Origin of the sequence: Klebsiella pneumoniae subsp. pneumoniae HS11286 (assembly GCF_000240185.1) — a bacterium.
GTDB classification, from domain to species: Bacteria; Pseudomonadota; Gammaproteobacteria; order Enterobacterales; family Enterobacteriaceae; genus Klebsiella; species Klebsiella pneumoniae.
Genome location: NC_016845.1, coordinates 347,586 through 368,779 on the forward strand (window position 1 = coordinate 347,586; position 21,194 = coordinate 368,779).

A 21,194-nucleotide genomic window follows, 5' to 3' on the forward strand; every position below is an offset into this window, starting at 1 on the left:
TAATCCGGATAGCGCGACGCTTATTCGGACTACTGGCGAGACTGCAGTAAATGTGTAGCCCCGGTAAGCGTTAGCGCGACCGGGGGAAACCCGGGCAGCGGCGCAAGCGCCTGACCCGGGCTACCCCTTCCCTTGCGGAACGCGTTGTCACCAGAGAATTATTCCAGCCAGAACGCTTTGCTGCACGTCAGCCAGGCTTCAGCGCTGCGCGACATATATACGCCTTCCCGCCAAATCATCCCCAGCTCCCAACGCAGCTCGCTTTGCAACGGGATCCAGCAAAAATTCTGCCGGTCGAGACGCTGGCAAATCGGCTCCGGCAGGATCGCTACGCCAATGCCCGCCTGCACCATGGCGGCGAGAAAATCCCACTGGCCGCTGCGCACCGCGATACGTGGCTTCACGTCATGCTCGGCAAACAGCCGCATCAGCTGCTGGCTAAGGGCAAATTCCTCGTTGTAGATAACCAGCGGATGCGACGCCAGCTCGGCCGGCGAGAGCGAGGTTTTACCTTCCCACTCCGCGGTCCTTGGCGTCAGGACGCACAGCGGGTGATTGAACAACGGCAGAATGGTGAGGCTGCTATCCTCCTCGACAGGCAGGGCGGTCATCGCCATATCAAGTTCGCCATTGCTGACCGCCTGCTGGACCGTCAGGCCGCCAAACTCGGCGATCTTCAGCTCGACGCCCGGATAGCGCTGGCGGAAGCGACTGATCGGCTCGGCCATCAGCATCCCGACCATCGGCGGAATGCCAAGCCGCAGCACCCCTTTATGCAGGTGGTTGATATCGCTCAGCTCTGACTCCAGCTGGCTGAACTCGCCCAAGATCGCCTGGCCGCGTTCAAAAACGACGCGCCCGGTATCGGTGAGCAGTAGTTTGCGGCCGTCGCGGATCAACAGCGTGCAGTTCAGCTCATCTTCGAGATTCTTGAGCATCTTGCTGATGGTGGGCTGTGTGACAAACAGCTTTTCCGCCGCGCGAGTAAAACTCTGCTGACGAACCACTTCAACGAAATAGCGCAGCGTTCGGATATCCATAATTATTCCCTGAGACTATACCTGCGATGATTTTAATTCATTTCTGTCCGCTTCGGCGGCTCTCTATACTGCTCGCCTGACTTCTTTTTTTCAGGACTATCGCACATGGCCTTCGCGCCAGCTCGCGTTGCCCCCGCCGTGGCGCAACGACTTCAGATCCCGGTACAGGTACTTCTCTACGTCGGGTTATTCATCTTCGCACAATATCTGGTGAACAGGTGGCAGGTACCGCTGCCGGCTAACCTGGTCGGCATGGTGATGCTCCTGCTGCTGATCGTCTGCCGGGTGATACCGGTAAGCTGGGTGCGCGCCGGCGCCCGCTGGCTGCTGGCGGAGATGCTGCTGTTTTTCGTCCCGGCGGTGGTCGCGGTGGTGAACTACGCCCAGCTGTTGATGGTCGATGGTTGGCGGATATTTCTGGTGATTGCCTTAAGCACGCTGATGGTGCTCGGCGCCACCGCCTGGGTCGTTGACAAGGTCTATCGTTACGAAGTGGGCAGGTTAAAAAAATGAGCGATGCCGTGCTGAGTATCCTGTGCCTGGTGGCGACGCTGGTCCTCTATTACGCCAACAAAAAACTGTATCGACGTTTTCATAAACTCCCTCTGATGCCGCTGGTGTTCACGCCGATCCTGCTGGTGCTGATTCTGGTGGTAGGCCATATCTCTTATCAGAGCTATATGGGAGAGACCCACTGGCTGCTGTGGCTGCTGGGCCCGGCGACCATCGCCTTTGCCGTTCCGGTGTATGAAAATGTCGCGGTGATTAAACGCCACTGGATGTCGCTCAGCGCCGGGGTGGTGACGGCGGTAGTGGTGGCTGTCACCAGTTCCGTATGGCTGGCGCGCGGGTTTATGTTGTCTGATGAAATTCAGCGTAGCCTGGCGGTGCGCTCGGTGACCACGCCCTTTGCGCTGGCGGCGGCGAAACCGCTCGGCGGTCAACCCGATTTGGTGGCGCTGTTTGTGGTGATCACCGGCGTGTTTGGCATGGCGGTGGGAGATATGCTGTTCTTACGTCTTGCTATCCGGGAGGGGATGGCGAAAGGAGCCGGGTTCGGCGCGGCTTCCCATGGTGCGGGAACGGCGCGCTCGTATGAGCTGGGCCAGCAGGAGGGCGTGGTGGCCAGCCTGGTGATGATGCTGTCAGGCGTAGTGGTGGTGCTGGCTGCGCCGGTCGTCCGCTGGCTGCTGTTTTAACATTATCGCCAGAGTGAATGTTAATAAATATTGAGGAGAGGAATAGCTATCGGCTATTCCCTGTTTTTGTTATTGATGTATTTAACGGTTCATCATAAAAGATTAAGCCAATTCTTATATCAGCACTGACTTTGTAACTAAATGTTTCTCTGCATGCCCGTATTTAATTGTGGGGTAAATATTATATAAATATCCAATTATCTTTGCGAATTTTATAACTTTATAACTATTTGATTTTTATGGTTTTGAGTATGGCCACTCATGCGTTGCGATGTTATGTCGCAAAAAATCAATTTTTACATTAATAATTGAGTTCTTACCTCATGCTAGTTATTATTTTTACGCGAGCTTGTATTATTGAATGGATTCAAATGCTGGTCGTTTATTTATGAATAATATTAATTGTCATAAACCATATGTCATGTAAATACATGCATGACGCCGCGCTGCTTGAATTTCATTCTCTAATATCGCTGCATAAAGCAATTGACGGACTGATTGTCGTTTATAATGGATATGGGAATAAATATGAAGATGAGTAAAAAATTTCTGGCGGGTGCCCTGATTTTCTCTGCCTGCAGCGCGCTGTCTACCGTTGCGCAGGCTGATAACACCATTACCTTTAATGGTATTGTTTCCGATACCACCTGTACGGCGACCATTGATGGCGGTGTAACGGCTATTGATATGGGCACCACCTCAGTGGCGGATCTGAAAGCGTATACCTTCGGCGCTGCCAAGAACTTCTCCTTTAGCTTAGCTGATTGCCCGACCGCGGAAGAAGGTGGCAACAGTATCGCCCGCGTCACTTTTGGCGGTGTTTCCGATACCGCGAACAGCGATTATTTTAAAAACCAGGCAACTGATGAGCCGGCAACCGGCGTCGCTGTGGCCCTTTTCGACGAAGCGGGCAATGTGATGAAGAATAACGAAGAGGGTTCTGATGTTGATATCTCTTCGGGTGCAGCAACCATTCCGTTCACCGTTAAAATGGTGAAATCGGGTGATGCCGATCCGACGAAAGGTACCGTTCAGACAACCGTGACTTATAACGTGACCTATCATTAATTCGGCTTCTTGTTGAATGGAGAAAGGGGAATCGCCTGCTATTCCCCTTAAATTAAACATATGAGATATCCTTTTTTTGCGATCGGTTTATTGCTGTCTTCTTCCTTCGCGCAGGCCAGCGTGGTCGTTGGCGGTACGCGTCTGGTTTTTGATGGTACGAAAAATAACGCTGTAATAACGGTTGAGAATAAAGATCAGAACAGCAATATCGTTCAGTCCTGGCTCTCGGTGGTTGATGCAGCCTCACCCGCCAAAGACGCATTTATTATTACGCCGCCGCTGTTTCGTCTCAAAGCCGGGGAGAAAGGATTTGTCCGCGTAGTTCGATCAGGAAAGAAATTACCCGACGATCGCGAGTCGATGTTTTGGCTCAATATTAAAGGGATCCCGGCAACAGAATATGTACCTGATAAAAATGTCGTACAGTTTGCGATTAATTCGAAAATAAAATTGATTTATCGACCCGCTGCGTTAAAAGGTAATACACCGGAATCGTACGCTGAAAAATTACAGTGGGGGAAAGAGAGGACGTCGGTGACGGTAAAAAATAACTCACCGCTGTATATGAATTTCTCACAGGTTAGCCTTAACGGTAAAAATATTTCTGGCGCATGGTTTGCTGCCCCGTTTTCCACCTTAAAAATACCCGTGCAGAGTAGCCTGTCGGCGACAGGAAAAAAAGAGATCACATGGAGCGTGATTAATGATTATGGTATGTCAGGGAAGAAATATACCGCTATCATTCAGTAGCGTTGAGCTGCTATTTTCAACTAAAAGTATCTGCGTCGCTATTATTCTGTGCCTAAGTACTCTACCCTCTCGCGCGGAGGCCGGCGAATATTTCAACCCAAATTTACTCGAAGTCGCCGAGAGTCCTGCGGCTTCGGTTGATCTATCCTATTTTTCGCAAGATGGCATACCGCCGGGCACCTATCACCTGGATGTTTACATCAACGATAAGTACGTCAGTTCAGACTCGCTGACTTTTCAGGAAATTAGCCATGACGCAGGCGCGACTGCTTCTCCCTGCCTGTCCGCGGAGTATCTGAATTCATGGTTGATTAATACCACCGCCTATCCGCAGTTGTTCGAGGCAGGGGAAACCTGCGCCCGGCTGTCGGCGATCCCCGGGATGACGTTCTCGGTATCTCTTGCCCAGCAGCGCATTGATTTTACCGTGCCGCAGGCCGCCATGCTGAATCGCCCCAGAGACTATATTCCCGAGAGCCAGTGGCAACAGGGGATCAATGCCGGTCTTCTCAACTATAGCGTCACCGGGCAGCGTAATGCGCCGCGGCATAACGGCGCCACTATCGACAGTCAGTTCGTCAGCCTGCAGCCTGGGCTGAATCTGGGACCATGGCGCCTGCGCAACTACAGCACCTATAGCCACAGCGATAACAACAGCCGCTGGGAGTCGGTTTACTCCTATCTTGCCCGCGATATTCACACCCTACGCAGCCAGCTGGTGGTCGGTAATACGTATACCTCTTCCGGCATTTTCGACAGTTTGAGTTTTACCGGTCTGCAGCTCAGTTCGGACAAAGAGATGCTGCCGGATAGCCTGCATGGCTTTGCGCCGACGATTCGAGGGATCGCGCGCACCACCGCGGAGGTCTCGGTTTATCAGAATGGTTACAGCATTTATAAAACCACCGTTGCTCCCGGCGCCTTTGAAATTAACGATCTGTACGCCACCGGCAGCGCCGGCGACCTGTACGTCAACATTAAAGAGTCTGACGGCAGCGAGCAAAACTTTGTGGTGCCTTTCGCGTCGCTGGCGATCCTGCAACGTGAGGGCCAGCTGGACTATGCGCTGAGCAGCGGCAGGACGCGATCGGGTAGCTCCGACGATAAAGAATATAACTTTATTCAGTCTTCCCTGGCCTATGGCGCCACCAGCAACATCACTCTTTATACTGGTTTCCAGCAGGCGGAAGATAAATATACCAACCTGTTGTTAGGCGCTGGCTTTAACCTCGGTACTATCGGTGCGCTGTCGTTTGATGGCTCTCAGTCGTGGGCCGACGTGAAAACCAGCGATACGGCCTCGTCAACCAGTAAAGAGCAAGGGCAATCGTATCGCGTCCGCTTCAGTAAAAGCTTTCTGCAGACGGGCACCAGCTTTTCCGTGGCCGGTTATCGCTACTCCACCTCGGGATATTATTCGTTTCAGGACTTTGTCGATAACTCTTCCACACAGCGCGACTGCTGTACGCAGAGCGGCAGAACGAAAGGCCGGTTTGACGCATCGTTGTCGCAGACGCTGTTTGGCTATGGTTCGCTCTCGCTTTCGTTGGTCAATGAGACCTACTGGGACAGTTCGCGTATGGAATCGGTGGGCGTGGGCTATAGCGGGTCGATTGGCAAGGCCTCCTACTTTATTAACTATTCCTATAACCGCAATGTGCAAAGCACCGATGACAGCAGCAATAACCGGCCATCCAGCGATACGGTCGTCTCCCTGACGTTAAGTATTCCGCTTGGTGAGACGCTTTCGGCAAATTACACCCTGAACCATGGTCGGCATAACGACACCACGCACAGCGTGGGGCTCAACGGCTCGGCGTTCGAGGATCGTTCCCTGAACTGGAGCGTACTGGAAGGGTACAACACGCAGGATAAAAGCACCTCCGGCAACCTCAGCGTCAACTACCAGGGTTCGAAAGGGGATGTGGCTGGCGGCTATGGCTACGACCGCTACAGCAATCACTACAACTATTCGCTGCGCGGGGGCATGGTCGCCCATGCGGGCGGACTCACGCTATCACGGTTTCTGGGCGAGAGTTCTGCGCTGGTCGAAACGCCTGGCGTCAGCGATGTGACAGTGCGCGGTCAGACAAACGTGACGACGGATGCCGCCGGATATGCGGTGGTGCCTTACGTCCGTCCGTACCATCGTAACAGCCTGGCGCTGGATGAACAGGAAATACCTGGCGCTGAAGTGGATAACGTCGCCAGAACGGTGGTTCCGACGCGCAATGCGATCGTCAAAGTGAAGTACGACACGCGAATTGGCTATAAGGCGATGCTCACCCTGCGTACCCGCAATGGCGTGGTGCCTTTCGGCGCGCTGGTGACCCTCGATAATGATCACGGTAGCGCGTCGCGCAGCAATATCGTTGGCGATGAGGGGCAGGTGTATCTAACGGGGCTGCAGAAAAAAGGCCAGCTGTTAGCGCGCTGGGGGGAGAAAAGCAGTGAGCAGTGCACCGTTCATTATGACTTCTCCGGCATGGCCCTTGGCGACGATATTCTGTTCTATCAGGCAGAATGTCGGTAATGGATGCAGGTTTTCAACATGGAAGAGGGGCTGATATGAATATGCGAGACGGCAGCACAAGGGGCCTCCTGGTGGCCATTTTGCTGCTCTCCCTTCCGGCGCTGGCTTATGAGGGCAGCAGCACGGTCAATTTTAACGTCACGGGCACCATCGAAGCGCCTTCCTGTGAGGTGGCCGTGGAGCCGTCGAACAGTATCGATTTAGGCACCGTCTCCTCGCAGACGTTCTCCGGACATGCCGGGGCGAGCGGCGCCAGCGTGCCGGTTAAGCTGGTCTTTTCCAGCTGTTCCGCCGATGCGTCGGCGGTGACCATCGCGTTTAGCGGCACCAGCTTCGATAGCACCCACGCTTCAATCTATAAAAACTTCCAGACTGGCAGCAACGGTGCCAGCGGCGTCGGTTTGCAGCTGCAGAGCATGGCCGACCAGCAGCCCCTTGGCCCCGGCGACCAGTATCTCTATACCTTTGGGGACGATGCGGATATCCATACCTTTAATATGGTGGCACGTATGTTTTCGCCTTATGGCCAGGTAAGGTCCGGGATGGTCGGGTTTACCGCCACGTTCGATGTGGCCTACAAATAACGTTTCGACAGGGATGGGTATGAAAAAACTGATCTTATTGCTCATATTGGCACTGTGTCCCGTCTATAGCTGGGCGGCCTGCACGGGAACCAACTATGGCGATGTCTCGATGACCAACCTGCCGGAAAAGATCCTGGTCAATGCCGGGAGCTATACCGCAGGGACGGTACTGTATGACTCGGGGAAGATTACGCGCTCGCAAACGGAATTGCTTAACTGTGAGGGGAGCACCTACGCGGTTTTTGCCTGGTCCTCGAACAATGCCGGGGCACTGATAGGGGATAATATCTATGCCACCTCGGTGCAGGGGATCGGTATCCGCGTCAAGGTGTGGCTCAATATCAGCGGTGAATATGGCGATGACACCGATGATTTCAGCCCCGACTCGCAGGTGCATTATATTGGTGATGTGAATTATTACCTCGGAAAGCCGACAGGTCTTTTCGACTCTTTCGCGTCGACTCATTATACCCCGGCGTATCAGCTGCAGCTGGTGGCCACCGGCGGCGCCATCGCCAGCAAGAGTCAATTATCGTTCAGCGACCCGGTGGCCACGGTATCGGCCAAGGATAAAAAGGGGACCATCGCTATTTCACAACTGCACATCAGCGGCACCACCAGCATCCAGCTAATCCCGATGGGGTGTATTGTCGGTAGCAATAATCTCAGTTTTTCCATGGGCAGCATCAATGCCAGTGAGTTTAATACCGCGACGAAGGTGGGTAGCGCGCGGCAGTCTCTGAGCCTCTCCTGCGAGCCGGGAACTAACGTTTCGATGCGTGTGGCGGCTGCTTCTGCAAGCGGGGATAACCCTGACAATACGGTGATGGCCCTCACGGCGGAACAGAATGCCGCCACTGGCGTGGGAGTGCAGTTAAATTTGAATGGCAAAGCACTGCCGTTAAATACCGATATCAGCCTCTATACTTCGAGCCGCGCGACGGTGACCAACAGCGGCGCGGATGCCAGCTACAGCTATTTCACCAACCCCGACAGCCCCGGAGGCGCAGCGGCCATGCAGACGCTCGCCTTATCCACTAACTATTACAGGACGGGGAGCGCGGTGACCGCGGGGACAGCCAACGCCACCGGGGTGATCACCTTTACTTATAACTGAGGGGGAGAATCCCTTCCCCGAACGATGCCGGGGAAGGGAGAGGACGATTAATGCGCCTGGCCGCGTTCGATACCGATCCCGGTTTGTGAACGGATAAACTGGGCGCGGAACTGCTCGCGCTCGCGCATCCCTTCCGGTGAGTTATCGGTGGCGGAGAAGACCCAGATGCCAATGAACGCGATGGCAATGGAGAACAGCGCCGGATATTCATACGGGAACAGCGCTTTCTCATGGCCGAGGATCTGCACCCAAATGGTGGGGCCGAGGATCATCAGAATGACCGCAGTCAGCAGGCCCAGCCAGCCGCCGACCATCGCGCCGCGGGTGGTCAGCTTCGACCAGTACATCGACAGCAGAATAATCGGGAAGTTACAGCTGGCGGCGATGGAGAAGGCCAGGCCGACCATGAAAGCAATATTCTGATTTTCAAACAGAATACCCAGCAGAATGGCCACCACCCCAAGGATCAGCACGGTGATCTTGGAGACCTTCAGCTCCTGACGCTCGGTCGCGCCCTTGCGGAAGACGTTGGCGTACAGGTCGTGCGACACCGCTGACGCGCCGGCGAGGGTCAGGCCCGCCACCACCGCCAGGATAGTGGCGAAGGCTACCGCAGAGATAAAGCCGAGGAACAGGTTGCCGCCAACCGCATCCGCCAGGTGCACCGCCGCCATGTTATTGCCGCCGATAAGCTGTCCGGCCGCGTCTTTAAACGCCGGGTTCGCGCCGACCAGCATGATGGCGCCGAAGCCGATGATAAAGGTCAGGATATAGAAATAGCCCATAAAACCGGTGGCGTAGAAGACGCTTTTACGCGCTTCTTTGGCGTCGCTCACGGTAAAGAAGCGCATCAGAATATGCGGCAGGCCAGCGGTACCGAACATCAGACCCAGACCCAGAGAGAGCGCGGATATCGGATCTTTCACCAGTCCGCCGGGACTCATAATCGCCGCCCCTTTCGGGTGGACCGCCATCGCCTCGGTAAACAGGTTATTGAAGCTGAAGCCGACGTGCTTCATGACCATAAAGGCCATAAAGCTGGCGCCGCACAGCAGCAGAACCGCTTTAATAATCTGCACCCAGGTAGTCGCCAGCATGCCGCCGAACAGGACATAGAGCACCATCAGCACGCCAACCAGCACTACGGCGACATGGTAATTAAGGCCGAACAGCAGCTGGATTAGCTTGCCGGCGCCCACCATCTGGGCAATCAGATACAGGGCCACCACCACCAGCGAACCGCAGGCGGAGAGGGTGCGGATCGGCCCCTGCTTCAGGCGGTAAGAGGCGACATCGGCAAAAGTATAGCGGCCAAGATTGCGCAGACGTTCAGCAATTAGAAACAGGATAATCGGCCAGCCGACGAGAAAGCCCAGCGAGTAGATCAGCCCATCGTAGCCGGAGGTATACACCAGCGCGGAGATACCGAGGAACGACGCCGCTGACATAAAGTCGCCGGCAATCGCCAGCCCGTTCTGGAAGCCGGTAATATTGCCGCCGGCGGTGTAGTAATCGCTGCGCGAACGCACCCGTTTTGAGGCCCAGTAGGTGATGTACAGCGTCAGGGCGACGAAAATCAGGAACATGACAATCGCCTGCCAGTTGGTCGGCTGGCGCTGTACCGCGCCGGTAATAGCGTCTGCGGCGTGGGCGCCGAGGGGCAGCAGCGTGGCGGCGAGCGCCGTCAGGACTCTCTTGATCATGCTTTTACCTCGTTGAGAACGCTTTTGGTCAAACGGTCGAATTCACCGTTAGCTCGCCAGACATAAATACCGGTCAGGATAAACGAAATGACGATCACGCCAATGCCGAGCGGGATCCCGCGGGTGACGCTGGTTCCGGCGTGCAGCGGGGTGCCGAGCCAGCCGGGTGCAAAGGCGATAAGCAAAATAAAGCCCACGTAGATCACTAACATAATCACTGACAGAATGGCGGCAAACCGTTGCCGTGATGCAACTAACTCCCTGAAATGCGAACTATTTTCTATCCGCTGACAAAGTTGTTCATTCATCTTAGCGTCTCCAGAGGTCTCCCTTTCGTCATCCACTCGGCGGACGCTGGCGACAGCAACCCCTCCGGCGACGGAGCCGGGACAGGTGTTGCTGACGGCGTTCCTGCGAGTGAAATCCTGGGGGAGGGACTTATTTTTATCCTCTCCCCGGAAGGGGAGAGGGTGTAGGGAATCGGTCCTTACTTACGATGGCATGGTAATGGCCTGCTTCTCTTCGAGCAGTTTTTCCACGACGCCAGGATCGGCGAGGGTCGAGGTATCGCCGAGGTTGCTGGTGTCGCCTGCGGCAATCTTACGCAGAATGCGGCGCATGATTTTGCCCGAGCGGGTTTTCGGCAGCGAATCGGTCCAGTGCAGCACATCCGGCGTCGCCAGCGGACCGATCTCTTTGCGTACCCAGTTACGCACTTCGGCATACAACTCCGGCGTCGGTTCTTCGCCGTGATTGAGCGTCACGTAGGCATAGATGGCCTGGCCTTTGATGTTATGCGGGATCCCCACCACCGCCGCTTCGGCGATTTTTGGGTGCGACACCAGCGCCGATTCGATCTCGGCGGTCCCCAGACGGTGTCCGGAGACGTTCAGGACGTCATCCACCCGGCCGGTGATCCAGTAATAGCCATCTTCATCACGACGCGCGCCGTCGCCGCTAAAGTACATATTTTTGAAAGTGGAGAAGTAGGTTTGCTCAAAGCGCTCATGGTCGCCGAACAGGGTACGCGCCTGGCCGGGCCAGGAGTCGGCGATGGCGAGGTTGCCTTCGGTGGCGCCATCCAGCGGCAGGCCTTCGTTATCCACCAGCACCGGCTGGACACCGAAGAACGGACGCGTCGCGGAGCCGGCCTTCAGCTCAATCGCGCCCGGCAGCGGAGTGATCATAAAGCCGCCGGTTTCGGTCTGCCACCAGGTGTCCATCACCGGGCACTTCTCGTTACCGATCTTCTTCCAGTACCACTCCCAGGCTTCCGGGTTAATCGGTTCGCCGACCGAGCCAAGAATGCGCAGCGAGGAGCGGTCTGTGCCTTCGATAGCTTTGTCGCCTTCCGCCATCAGGGCGCGAATAGCCGTCGGGGCGGTATAGAGAATGCTGACCTTATGCTTATCGACGACCTGGCACATGCGCGCCGGCGTAGGCCAGTTCGGCACCCCTTCGAACATCAGGGTGGTGGCGCCGCAGGCCAGTGGGCCGTACAGCAGATAGCTATGGCCGGTGACCCAGCCCACGTCGGCGGTGCACCAATAAATATCGCCCGGATGGTAGTCGAAAACGTATTTAAAGGTGGTGGCCGCATAGACCAGATAGCCGCCGGTGGTGTGCAGCACCCCTTTCGGTTTACCGGTGGAGCCGGAGGTATAGAGGATGAACAGCGGATCTTCGGCGTTCATTTCGACGGGCCGGTGTTCGGCGCTGGCGTTTGCAATCAGGTCGCTCCACCACAGATCGCGGCCTTCCTGCCAGTCGATATTGCCGCCGGTGCGTTTCAGGACCACCACGTGCTCAATGCTTTTCACGTTCGGGTTTTTCAGCGCGTCATCGACGTTTTTCTTCAGCGGGATGGCGCGACCGGCGCGCAGCCCTTCGTCAGCGGTGATCACCAGGCGTGAGCTGGAGTCGATAATGCGTCCGGCCACCGCCTCCGGCGAGAAGCCGCCGAAAATGACCGAGTGGATTGCCCCGATGCGGGCGCAGGCCAGCATCGCCACCGCGGCTTCCGGCACCATCGGCATATAGATAGCGACCACGTCGCCTTTTTTAATCCCGAGGTCGAGCAGCACATTGGCGAAACGGCACACGTCGGCATGCAGTTCACGGTAGGTGATGTGCTTGCTTTGGCTGGCGTCGTCGCCTTCCCAGATGATGGCGGTTTGATCGCCGCGTTCGGCGAGGTGGCGGTCGAGACAGTTAGCGGCGAGGTTCAGGGTGCCATCTTCATACCATTTGATGGAAATATTACCCGGTGCGAAGGAGGTGTTCTTTACACGGGTATAGGGCCGCATCCAGTCAAGGATCTTGCCCTGCTCGCCCCAAAATGTATCAGGGTCGGTTATGGATTGTTGGTACTGCGCCTTGTACTGATCCGGGTTAATCAGGCAACGTTCCGCAATATTAGCGGGAATAGGGTGTTTGTGAATTTGGCTCATGGCTTTTTTTCTCCTTTGAACTTGTTAAATATATGTCAAACAAACGTTAAGAGTAGGGGTTTTGACAGCTTTGTTTGTTAATTGGGGGGCAGATCACGCAATGATTAAACTGGGTGAAATTTCATCAAATGAAACTTTGAAGCGAAATAATTACGCAAATGAATTTATAGAAACGGAAGCTGTGAAAATTTTTTTATTACAAATACTTATGCAATATAACTGGGGGAAATTCGCTGCTTTATGCATAAAAGCAGAGGAAAGCCCTGTTCTTAAAGGCTTGCGCAGCATGCCGTGCAAATGATACTGATATTGCGCGTTAAATAACCCCACAAAGCAACGCAACACAATTCATACCCCCTGCAGTGGGTACCATGACGAAAAGGAATGGTGCCTTTCATTGAGGAAGTCAGTAGTGAAGAAAACAAAAAAAGTCAGTCTGGCCTGGCAAATTTTGCTAGCCCTGGTGCTGGGTATCCTTCTGGGCAGTTATCTGCATTACCACGCTGAAAGTCGCGATTGGTTAATTAGCAATTTGCTGACGCCGGCGGGCGATATCTTTATCCATCTGATTAAAATGATCGTGGTCCCGATTGTCATTTCGACCCTGGTGGTCGGGATTGCCGGCGTGGGTGACGCCAAACAGTTAGGGCGGATCGGTGCCAAAACCATTATCTATTTCGAAGTGATCACCACGGTGGCGATTGTGCTGGGTATCACCCTGGCCAACGTCTTCCAGCCGGGGACGGGCATTGATATGTCGCAGCTGGCGGCAGTTGATATTTCGAAATATCAGAACACCACCGCCGAAGTGCAGAGCCATGCGCACGGTCTGATGGGCACCATCCTGTCGCTGGTGCCGACCAATATCGTGGCATCGATGGCGAAAGGCGATATGCTGCCGATTATCTTCTTCTCGGTGCTGTTTGGCCTGGGGCTCTCCTCGCTGCCGGCGACCCACCGTGAGCCGCTGGTGACGGTCTTCCGCTCTATCTCCGAGACCATGTTTAAAGTCACCCATATGGTGATGCGCTATGCGCCGGTCGGGGTATTCGCCCTGATTTCGGTAACCGTCGCCACCTTCGGTTTCGCCTCGCTGTGGCCGCTGGCCAAGCTAGTGTTGCTGGTTTACTTTGCGATCCTGTTCTTCGCGCTGGTGGTGCTGGGGATTGTCGCGCGCCTGTGTGGTCTGAGCATCTGGATCCTGATCCGCATCCTGAAAGATGAGCTGATTCTGGCTTATTCTACCGCCAGTTCGGAGAGCGTACTGCCGCGCATTATTGAGAAGATGGAAGCCTACGGCGCGCCGGCGTCGATCACCAGCTTTGTGGTGCCGACCGGTTACTCCTTCAACCTCGATGGTTCAACGCTGTATCAGAGCATCGCGGCGATCTTTATCGCCCAGCTGTACGGTATTGACCTCTCTATCTGGCAGGAGATTACCCTGGTGCTGACCCTGATGGTGACCTCGAAAGGGATCGCCGGCGTGCCGGGCGTCTCCTTCGTGGTGCTGCTGGCCACCCTGGGTAGCGTCGGGATCCCGCTGGAAGGGCTTGCCTTTATTGCCGGCGTCGACCGTATCCTCGATATGGCGCGTACCGCGCTGAACGTGGTGGGTAATGCGCTGGCGGTGCTGGTTATCGCCAAGTGGGAGCATAAGTTCGATCGCAAAAAAGCGCTGGCCTATGAACGCGAAGTGCTGGGCAAGTTTGATAAAACCGCCCAATAAAACACAAAGCCCGGCGCGATAGCGCCGGGCTTTTTCTTATCCTTTACTAATCCGGTCAAACTCTTCGCAGCCGGTATCAAACCCCTCCAGGCAACTGACGTTGAGCCAGTGCAGCGCCTTCTGCTTATTCGGTTCGATAAAGCCTTTCTCTCCCTGCTGGAACATCATCCCGGCCCAGTATTCGGCATAGCCGGTGCGGGAAAGTGATGAACTGCCTTTAAAGTATTCACTTGCTTTCACATCATCCTCCGGGCCGTGTACGCCGCTGGCGTAGATCAGCCCCAGCAGCATCTGGGCATCTACCGCCGCATCGCTTTCGCTATCCCGGGCAGCATCCTGCAGCAGCGTGATGGCGTGCGCTACGTCGGTGGCGCCAGCCTGACGGTTGACCAGCACCCGCGCGAGGACGATCTCTCCGGATTTACTGCCGGCCTCGACGGCTTTTTCCGCCAGCTGGCGGGCCTGCGGATAGTCCGCCTGTTGGGGGTTACGGATTTTGAGCTGCGCCAGCAGCGCCAGCGCATCGCCATCGCCCTGGGCGGCCGCCTTCTGCGCCCAGTATTCGGCTTTTTGATAATCGCCGGAGCTGACCCAGGTATCGGCAAGGTAATATTGCGCGCGTCGATCGCCGGCTTCGGCCTGCTGTTGATACTGACTGCCAGGTTCGGTGGCCACCGCTGCGCCGCTGGTGAAAACCAGTAGAAATAAAAAGAGGTATTTCATTTGTATTTATTATCAGTAAGGAACATAGCGCGCAGTATAAAGGGAGGCGAAAAAGAAGAAAATGGCGGGTATCGGTAGGTAGGGCCGATTTGCGTTACCTGACCGTAGGCCCGCGCAAGCGCAGCGCCGCCGGGCGGCAGACTGCGGACACGGAGCCGTTTATGTGCCGGGTGGCGGCTGCACCTGACCCGGCCAACGCATCGCGCGAGCCGGGTCAGACCGCCGAACCTTAACCCATCGCGCTTTCGCGCAGGCGGGATTTCAGCTTGTTGTACTCGTCGATCACGTACTGTTCCGCGGCGCGCTGATCGGCAATCCGCTCAACGTTGACCGCGCAGTACTTGTACTCCGGCGTTTTGGTTATCGGACTCAGGTTCTCTGAGACCAGTTCGTTACAGGCGCCGATCCACCACTGGTAGGTCATGTACACCGCGCCTTTATTCGGCCGATCGCTGACCTGCGCGCGGGTGATGATGCGCCCCTTACGCGAATTGACCCATACCAGCTCTTCATCTTCGATGCCTAGCCGTTCGGCGTCGGCGGTGTTGATTTGCGCATAGCCTGGTTCATCCGCCAGCGCCGCCAGCGCCGCGCAGTTACCGGTCATTGAACGGCACGAGTAATGGCCGACCTCGCGCACCGTCGACAATACCATCGGGTACTCGTCGGTAAGCTTATCGATCGGCGCGACCCAGTCGCAGGTGAAGAACTGCGCCAGTCCGTTCGGGGTATCGAACTTCTCTTTAAACAGATACGACGTTCCCTGATCGGCGTCGGACTCATCGCGGCACGGCCACATGACATAGCCGAGCTCACCCATTTTCTCGTAGGTGGCGCCGTAGAAGTCCGGGCACAGATGCCGCAACTCGTCCCAGATCTCCTGGGTGTTATTGTAATGCATCGGATAGCCCATCCGGGTGGCGATTTCGCTGATGATCTGCCAGTCGGTTTTCAGGTCCCACTTCGGCTCCACCGCTTTAAAGAAGCGCTGGAAGCCGCGGTCCGCTGCGGTATACACGCCTTCGTGCTCGCCCCACGAGGTGGACGGCAGGATGACGTCGGCCGCGGAGGCGGTTTTGGTCATGAAAATGTCCTGGACGATAACCAGTTCCAGATCGTCGAACGCTTTGCGGACCGCCGAGAGTTCGGCGTCGGTCTGCAGCGGATCCTCACCCATAATGTACGCCGCCCGCACTTCACCGTGCGCCGCGCGGTGCGGCAATTCGCTGATGCGATAGCCGGTATGCGCAGGCAGGCTTTCCACGCCCCAGGCTTTGGCGAATTTTTCGCGGTTCTCCGGGAACTTGACGTACTGATAGCCCGGATAGGTATCCGGTAGCGCACCCATATCGCAGGCGCCCTGAACGTTGTTCTGGCCGCGTACCGGGTTGACGCCGACGTTCGGCTTGCCGAGGTTGCCGGTGAGGATCGCGAGGCTGGTCAGCGACCGCACCGTCTCCACGCCCTGGTAGAACTGGGTGACGCCCATGCCCCACAGGATGGCGGCGGATTTGGCGCTGGCATACATCCGGGCGCAGGCGCGGATCTCCTGGGCGCTGACCCCAGTGATCTCCTCCACCGACTCCGGCGTATAGCCTTCAACGATTTTGCGATACTCCTCGAAGCCTTCGGAACGGCTGGCGACGAAGGATTTATCGTACAGATCCTCTTCAATAATCACGTGGCCAATGGCGTTGAGCAGCGCGATGTTCGAGCCGTTCTTCAGCGCAATGTGCATATCGGCGATGCGCGCGGTTTCAATTTTGCGCGGGTCGCAGACGATAATTTTCGCCCCGTTGCGTTTAGCGTTAATGACGTGATTCGCCACGATAGGGTGGGAATCCGCCGGGTTGTAACCGAAGATAAACACCAGATCGGTGTTATCAATCTCCGTGATGGCATTACTCATGGCGCCGTTACCGACCGACTGGTGCAGACCTGCAACCGAAGGGCCGTGTCAGACGCGAGCGCAGCAGTCGACGTTATTGGTACCAATAACGGCGCGCGCGAATTTTTGCATCACATAGTTGGTTTCATTACCGGTGCCGCGGGAGGAGCCGGTGGTTTGGATCGCATCCGGGCCATATTTGGCTTTAATGGCGCTGAGGCGGGTGGCGACGTAATCCAGCGCCTCGTCCCAGGAGACGGCTTCCAGCTTGCCGCCGCGTTGACGGCGGATCATGGGGGTTTTCAGGCGCGGCGTTAGGATCTGGGTATCGTTAATGAAGTCCCAGCCATAATAGCCCTTCAGGCACAGGGTTCCCTGGTTGGTTTTCCCCTGCGCCGCTTCAGCCCGAACGATTTTGCCGTTATCGACCACCAGGTTGATTTTGCAACCTGATGCGCAATACGGGCAAACCGTGACGACTTTTTTCATCGGTCTTGCTCCAGTTATTCAATGGGCGCGTTTGCGCTATCGCGCCGTCACTATGCATCTTCTATGCCATATTTTCATTGTGGGTATTCCTTGATGATACGCGGGTTTTTTGGGCGGAATGCTGACGAAAAACAGCCTGTCGACAGATTTGACGTGTCGATACCCTGGAGATGTGACGGCGCTTGAAAAAATGTCACCGGGAGAGGAATTTGTCGGCGCAGGCTTGCAGAATCGATCAGACTGACACTAATTCCCGGCGGGCAGAGGCAAAAATGAAACCAGTCATTTTAGTGGTGGATGATGACAGGGCGATGGGCGAGCTGCTCAGCGATGTGCTCGGCGCGCACGCGTTTGAAGTGCTTGTCAGCCAGACCGGCAACGACGCGCTGACGACGGTGGCGCAGCGGGCGGATATCGCGCTGGTCTTACTGGATATGATCCTGCCGGATACCCATGGCCTGCAGGTGCTCCAGCAGCTGCAGCGCACGCGGCCTGAGCTGCCGGTGGTGATGCTCTCCGGTCTGGGCAGTGAGTCTGATGTGGTGGTGGGTCTGGAGATGGGCGCCGATGATTACATCGCCAAACCGTTCAGCTCGCGGGTGGTGGTCGCCCGGGTGAAAGCGGTACTGCGACGCAGCGGGGCGCTGGCCGGCGAGGCGTCGGGCGCCGGTGCTGGCCTGACGTTTAACGGCTGGCGGCTGGATACCACGCGCTGTGAACTGTATAACCCGCAGCAGCAGGCGATCCCGCTGACCCAGGGAGAATATGGCCTGCTGCTGGCGCTGGCGCAGAACGCGCGCCGGGTATTGAATCGCGAACAGCTGCTGGCGCTGACCCATAACGAAAGCACCGAGGTATTCGACCGGACCATCGATGTGCTGATCATGCGCCTGCGGCGCAAAATTGAGCTCAACCCGCATCAGCCGACGTTGATTAAAACCCTGCGCGGTCTGGGCTATGTCTTTTCCGCCGACGTGACCCACAGCGAGAAGGCGGCGTAGGGCGGGTTTGCTGCCAACCCGCTGTTGACTTTATTTGGCGCAGGGAGTTTACTTTTTTTATTAAAGTGACACTCTGGGTTAATCTATGGCAACAAAATTAAACTGGCTGCTGCAAAACAGCGCTCCCGGAGATGTGATCCTTCAGTCCTGGTTAAGCCAGCATGCCATCTCTCCCTCTCTGTCCTTTAAATACGCGCAAAGTGGCTGGTTAAAAAAAAGAGGCAACGGCGTATATGCGCGTGCGGGACGTGAGCCGGAGTGGAACGATGCATTAGCATGTTTGCAAAATCAGCTTGCCGCTCCGGTGTATGTTGCGGGGCTCAGTAGCTTAGTCTGGCAGGGCCGTTCACACTATCTACAGCTAAAACAAAACCAGTGCTGGCTTAGTGTGGAAAATAAAGCGCTGCTGCCGAAATGGTTCAGGGAATTCCCGGGTGTGGAGTGGATAGTCATATCGGGGAAAAAACTGCCGGTGCTGGATGATAGATACCGTGTAACGCTTGATATAAAAGGGAAAAAACTCATCGGCAGTGCGCCAGAACTGGCTGCTTACGAGTTGCTGAGCGCGGTGCCGGGGACCCTCTCATTTAACCACGCTGCAGAGCTTTTCCAGGGGCTGGTTAATCTTAATCCTCGTAAAGTAGAGTATCTTCTTTCCGTCAGCCAGTCCGTGCAGGCCAAGCGTTTGTATCTCTTCTTCGCCAGTTTTTACGAGCATGGCTGGCTCAAACGAATCGATAGCCAAAAAATCGATCTGGGAGCGGGCAAGCGGCAAATCGTGGAAAATGGAAAGTTCAATGCTCAATACCAAATCACAGTGCCTGAACGCTTTCAAAAGGAATAAAAAATATGGATATACAGGCGCCTTATTATCGGCAGGTTGCTCTGCTAATGCAGGTTTTACCCTATGTTGCTGTCGAACGGGAATTTGCGCTGAAAGGTGGCACTGCCATCAATCTCTTTATCCGCGATTTCCCTCGATTATCGGTGGATATCGACCTCGCCTGGGTGCCCCTGGAAAGCAGAGCCATCGCTTTACCTCATATACGGGATGCGCTTGCACGTATTGCCGCCAATCTGCAACAACAGGCAGGTATGAGCGCTGTATTACAAGCTAATCGTTCAGATGAGATGCGTGTCATTGTTACTACCGATAGCGCGCAAATAAAGATAGAGGTTTCACCGGTCGCCCGGGGAACATTATATCCACCACAGGAGCGAGAAGTGGTGGGGGCGGTAGAGGACGTTTTTGGCTATGCCAGCCTTCCAGTGGTTTCGTTGCCTGACCTCTACGGTGGAAAATTATGCGCGGCGCTGGATCGCCAGCATCCCAGAGATTTTTATGACGTGAAATTACTTCTTGATGCGCAGGAGCTTGACCGTCCCATTTTCAATGGGTTTATCGTGTATTTACTGAGCCATAATCGGCCTCTGGCTGAAGTGCTGAATCCTCGCTGGAAAGATATTGCTGAACCTTTTTACCGTGAATTCAGCGGGATGACATTTGAGACGATAGCCCTGGAGGAACTGACAGCAGTCCCCAACAGGATGATTGCTGCGTTAAAATCCTGTTTCACACAACAGGATGTCGATTTTTTACTGTCATTTAAACGAGGCGAACCAGACTGGCGTTTAGCGCCGGAAATGCGTATTCAGGATTTGCCTGCCGTGCAGTGGAAATTGCGCAATATTCATCAGATGCCAGCGATAAAACGCGCTGAGTCATTAGATAAACTGGAAAAGGTGCTGGCCGAGTGGCGCAGTTAGTTACCTGGCCCGCCCTTGTTGAACTCAGCGTAAAACAGGCGTGATTTGAATAAACCGTATCCCTTTTCTCGCCATGATACGCCGTTCTCCTGTGGCATCGCCCTGATAGCGGGATCTACTCGATCTAACCATCCTGCAATTGTATAAACGCCTGCAGCTCAGGGAGCGTTTTGGCGCCGTCGATCGCATTGGCGGCCTGCAGGCTGGCGCGGGCGCAGGCGTGAGCCAGCTGCAGACTGGCGGTTAACGGCCAGCGTTCGTGGCTGCCGTACAGCAGGCCGGCACAGAAGGCGTCCCCCGCGCCGACGCTGCCGATAATCTCCTCCGGCGGTAGCCGACATGACGGTACCCAGCGCCCGGCTTCGGTACGGGAGACGCCCCATGCCCCCTCCGGACAATGGATCACTACCCGCTGGCGTACGCCGGCGTCAAGCAATGCGCTGGCGGCGCGGGCGATATTGGCGACGTGCGGCTCGCCGTTGGGTAGACGAATCTCCAGCCCGCTAAACTCGCTGGCTTCCAGTTCATTGATGGTCAGGTAGTCAAGATGCTTCAGCGCCGGCAGGACCAGCGGCCGGTAGCGCGGGTCGCCTTTGCGCGACACCAGATCGAGGGACACCTCATAGCCTCGCTCGCGCATCTGCGCCAGCAGTCGCGCGCTGCGGGTGCCGTACACTTCATCGGGGCGATCGAGGCTTTCGAGCAGCAGCAGATAGCCGAGATGGAAAATTTTCAGCGGCGCATCCAGCGGCTCAAAAGCCGGGAGATCAAGCAGGCGGTTGGCGCCGGGAGAGTGAAAGAAAGTGCGCTGGCCTTCGGCGTCGGTCATCACCTGGGTCATCGAGGTGGGGGCGGAGCTGGTGCGCTGTACGAGCTGGCGATTGATATGGTACTGATCGAGCATGGCGGTGATGTAGTCGCCATCGTTATCCTCGCCAATCAGGCCGACCGCCTGCAGCGGCAGCCCGGCGTGCATTTTGGCCAGGGTCAGCAGGACATTCAGCGGCGCGCCGCCGGTGGCGCGTTCGCTATGGACAATTTCCACCAGCCAGCCGCGCTCCGGCCACTGCCCGATCTGGTGGACATGATCGACCAGCATGTTGCCTGCGGCAATAATGCCTTTCCGTTCCATGATCGCTACTCCGCGCCGTCATAT

The 21,194-nt window shown here is 55.9% G+C and carries 22 protein-coding genes and 1 other annotated feature; of the genes, 14 read left to right on the plus strand and 8 right to left on the minus strand.

What is annotated here, in order from left to right; genetic code table 11:
- Window positions 1-158: 158 nt before the first annotated feature.
- Complete coding sequence (locus KPHS_03070; protein ID YP_005224607.1) at window positions 159-1,040, minus strand: LysR family transcriptional regulator; 882 nt, start codon at window positions 1,038-1,040, stop codon at window positions 159-161.
- 105 nt (window positions 1,041-1,145) lie between these two features.
- Between KPHS_03070 and KPHS_03080 the strand changes: the two genes are divergently transcribed.
- The 8 genes from KPHS_03080 to KPHS_03150 all read left to right on the plus strand — a co-directional run bounded on the left by KPHS_03080 (window position 1,146) and on the right by KPHS_03150 (window position 8,291).
- Window positions 1,146-1,553, plus strand: coding sequence for a putative inner membrane protein (locus tag KPHS_03080; protein YP_005224608.1), 408 nt, complete (start codon window positions 1,146-1,148; stop codon window positions 1,551-1,553).
- The gene (locus KPHS_03090) at window positions 1,550-2,239 is read left to right on the plus strand and encodes a putative inner membrane protein (RefSeq protein ID YP_005224609.1); all 690 of its coding nucleotides are present in this window, start codon (window positions 1,550-1,552) and stop codon (window positions 2,237-2,239) included. Before KPHS_03080 ends, KPHS_03090 begins: the two co-directional genes overlap by 4 nt.
- Before the next feature lie 416 nt (window positions 2,240-2,655).
- Window positions 2,656-2,781: a hypothetical protein gene (locus KPHS_03100; RefSeq protein ID YP_005224610.1), complete on the plus strand. Its 126-nt coding sequence runs from the start codon at window positions 2,656-2,658 to the stop codon at window positions 2,779-2,781.
- Window positions 2,750-3,307, plus strand: a complete 558-nt coding sequence (locus tag KPHS_03110) for a putative fimbrial chaperone protein (protein ID YP_005224611.1) — start codon at window positions 2,750-2,752, stop codon at window positions 3,305-3,307. The genes KPHS_03100 and KPHS_03110 overlap by 32 nt, the downstream gene beginning before the upstream one ends.
- A gap of 60 nt (window positions 3,308-3,367) precedes the next feature.
- Complete coding sequence (locus tag KPHS_03120) at window positions 3,368-4,057, plus strand: putative chaperone (RefSeq protein ID YP_005224612.1); 690 nt, start codon at window positions 3,368-3,370, stop codon at window positions 4,055-4,057.
- A 307-nt stretch (window positions 4,058-4,364) separates the two neighbouring features.
- The gene (locus tag KPHS_03130) at window positions 4,365-6,590 is read left to right on the plus strand and encodes a putative outer membrane usher protein (protein YP_005224613.1); all 2,226 of its coding nucleotides are present in this window, start codon (window positions 4,365-4,367) and stop codon (window positions 6,588-6,590) included.
- 71 nt (window positions 6,591-6,661) lie between these two features.
- Window positions 6,662-7,174 (plus strand): fimbrial morphology protein, encoded by a 513-nt coding sequence (locus tag KPHS_03140; RefSeq protein ID YP_005224614.1) that lies wholly within the window; start codon window positions 6,662-6,664, stop codon window positions 7,172-7,174.
- Window positions 7,175-7,193: 19 nt separating this feature from the next.
- Complete coding sequence (locus KPHS_03150) at window positions 7,194-8,291, plus strand: putative adhesin (protein ID YP_005224615.1); 1,098 nt, start codon at window positions 7,194-7,196, stop codon at window positions 8,289-8,291.
- A 47-nt stretch (window positions 8,292-8,338) separates the two neighbouring features.
- On the opposite strand, the gene KPHS_03160 is transcribed toward KPHS_03150, so the two are convergent.
- From KPHS_03160 to KPHS_03180, 3 genes are all read right to left on the minus strand, one after another.
- A complete protein-coding gene (locus KPHS_03160) occupies window positions 8,339-9,994 on the minus strand; it encodes an acetate permease (RefSeq protein YP_005224616.1) in 1,656 nt (551 codons plus the stop codon).
- Entirely contained in the window at window positions 9,991-10,302 is a 312-nt protein-coding gene (locus KPHS_03170) for a DUF485 domain-containing protein (protein YP_005224617.1), read from the minus strand. Before KPHS_03170 ends, KPHS_03160 begins: the two co-directional genes overlap by 4 nt.
- Before the next feature lie 183 nt (window positions 10,303-10,485).
- Window positions 10,486-12,444, minus strand: coding sequence for an acetyl-CoA synthetase (locus tag KPHS_03180; protein ID YP_005224618.1), 1,959 nt, complete (start codon window positions 12,442-12,444; stop codon window positions 10,486-10,488).
- Window positions 12,445-12,544: 100 nt separating this feature from the next.
- Here KPHS_03180 and KPHS_03190 point away from each other — a divergent pair, with 100 nt between their 5' ends.
- On the plus strand, window positions 12,545-12,745 hold the full coding sequence (locus KPHS_03190) for a hypothetical protein (RefSeq protein ID YP_005224619.1): 201 nt from the start codon (window positions 12,545-12,547) through the stop codon (window positions 12,743-12,745).
- Between the two features lie 111 nt (window positions 12,746-12,856).
- The gene (locus tag KPHS_03200) at window positions 12,857-14,170 is read left to right on the plus strand and encodes a glutamate/aspartate:proton symporter (RefSeq protein ID YP_005224620.1); all 1,314 of its coding nucleotides are present in this window, start codon (window positions 12,857-12,859) and stop codon (window positions 14,168-14,170) included.
- A 36-nt stretch (window positions 14,171-14,206) separates the two neighbouring features.
- Here KPHS_03200 and KPHS_03210 read toward each other — a convergent pair whose 3' ends face one another.
- From KPHS_03210 to KPHS_03230, 3 genes are all read right to left on the minus strand, one after another.
- Complete coding sequence (locus KPHS_03210) at window positions 14,207-14,893, minus strand: sel1 repeat family protein (RefSeq protein ID YP_005224621.1); 687 nt, start codon at window positions 14,891-14,893, stop codon at window positions 14,207-14,209.
- Window positions 14,894-15,122: 229 nt separating this feature from the next.
- Entirely contained in the window at window positions 15,123-16,802 is a 1,680-nt protein-coding gene (locus KPHS_03220; RefSeq protein ID YP_005224622.1) for a formate dehydrogenase-H, read from the minus strand.
- Window positions 15,123-17,270 (minus strand) — a sequence feature (potential frameshift: common BLAST hit: gi|238892571|ref|YP_002917305.1| formate dehydrogenase-H). (Overlaps the previous gene by 1,680 nt.)
- A complete protein-coding gene (locus KPHS_03230) occupies window positions 16,851-17,270 on the minus strand; it encodes a formate dehydrogenase-H (RefSeq protein YP_005224623.1) in 420 nt (139 codons plus the stop codon). It overlaps the preceding feature by 420 nt.
- Between KPHS_03230 and KPHS_03240 the strand changes: the two genes are divergently transcribed.
- The 4 genes from KPHS_03240 (at window position 17,224) to KPHS_03270 (ending at window position 20,038) form a co-directional block, all read left to right on the plus strand.
- Window positions 17,224-17,364: a hypothetical protein gene (locus KPHS_03240; protein YP_005224624.1), complete on the plus strand. Its 141-nt coding sequence runs from the start codon at window positions 17,224-17,226 to the stop codon at window positions 17,362-17,364. The two genes, KPHS_03230 and KPHS_03240, sit on opposite strands and share 47 nt — an antisense overlap.
- A gap of 178 nt (window positions 17,365-17,542) precedes the next feature.
- A complete protein-coding gene (locus KPHS_03250; protein ID YP_005224625.1) occupies window positions 17,543-18,271 on the plus strand; it encodes a putative response regulator in 729 nt (242 codons plus the stop codon).
- Window positions 18,272-18,356: 85 nt separating this feature from the next.
- Window positions 18,357-19,115 carry a type IV toxin-antitoxin system AbiEi family antitoxin gene (locus KPHS_03260; protein YP_005224626.1) on the plus strand — a complete coding sequence of 253 codons (759 nt, stop codon included), beginning with the start codon at window positions 18,357-18,359 and terminating at the stop codon, window positions 19,113-19,115.
- A gap of 5 nt (window positions 19,116-19,120) precedes the next feature.
- Window positions 19,121-20,038 (plus strand): nucleotidyl transferase AbiEii/AbiGii toxin family protein, encoded by a 918-nt coding sequence (locus KPHS_03270; protein ID YP_005224627.1) that lies wholly within the window; start codon window positions 19,121-19,123, stop codon window positions 20,036-20,038.
- 124 nt (window positions 20,039-20,162) lie between these two features.
- On the opposite strand, the gene KPHS_03280 is transcribed toward KPHS_03270, so the two are convergent.
- Window positions 20,163-21,170, minus strand: a complete 1,008-nt coding sequence (locus KPHS_03280; RefSeq protein YP_005224628.1) for a putative carbohydrate kinase — start codon at window positions 21,168-21,170, stop codon at window positions 20,163-20,165.
- Window positions 21,171-21,194: the final 24 nt, after the last annotated feature.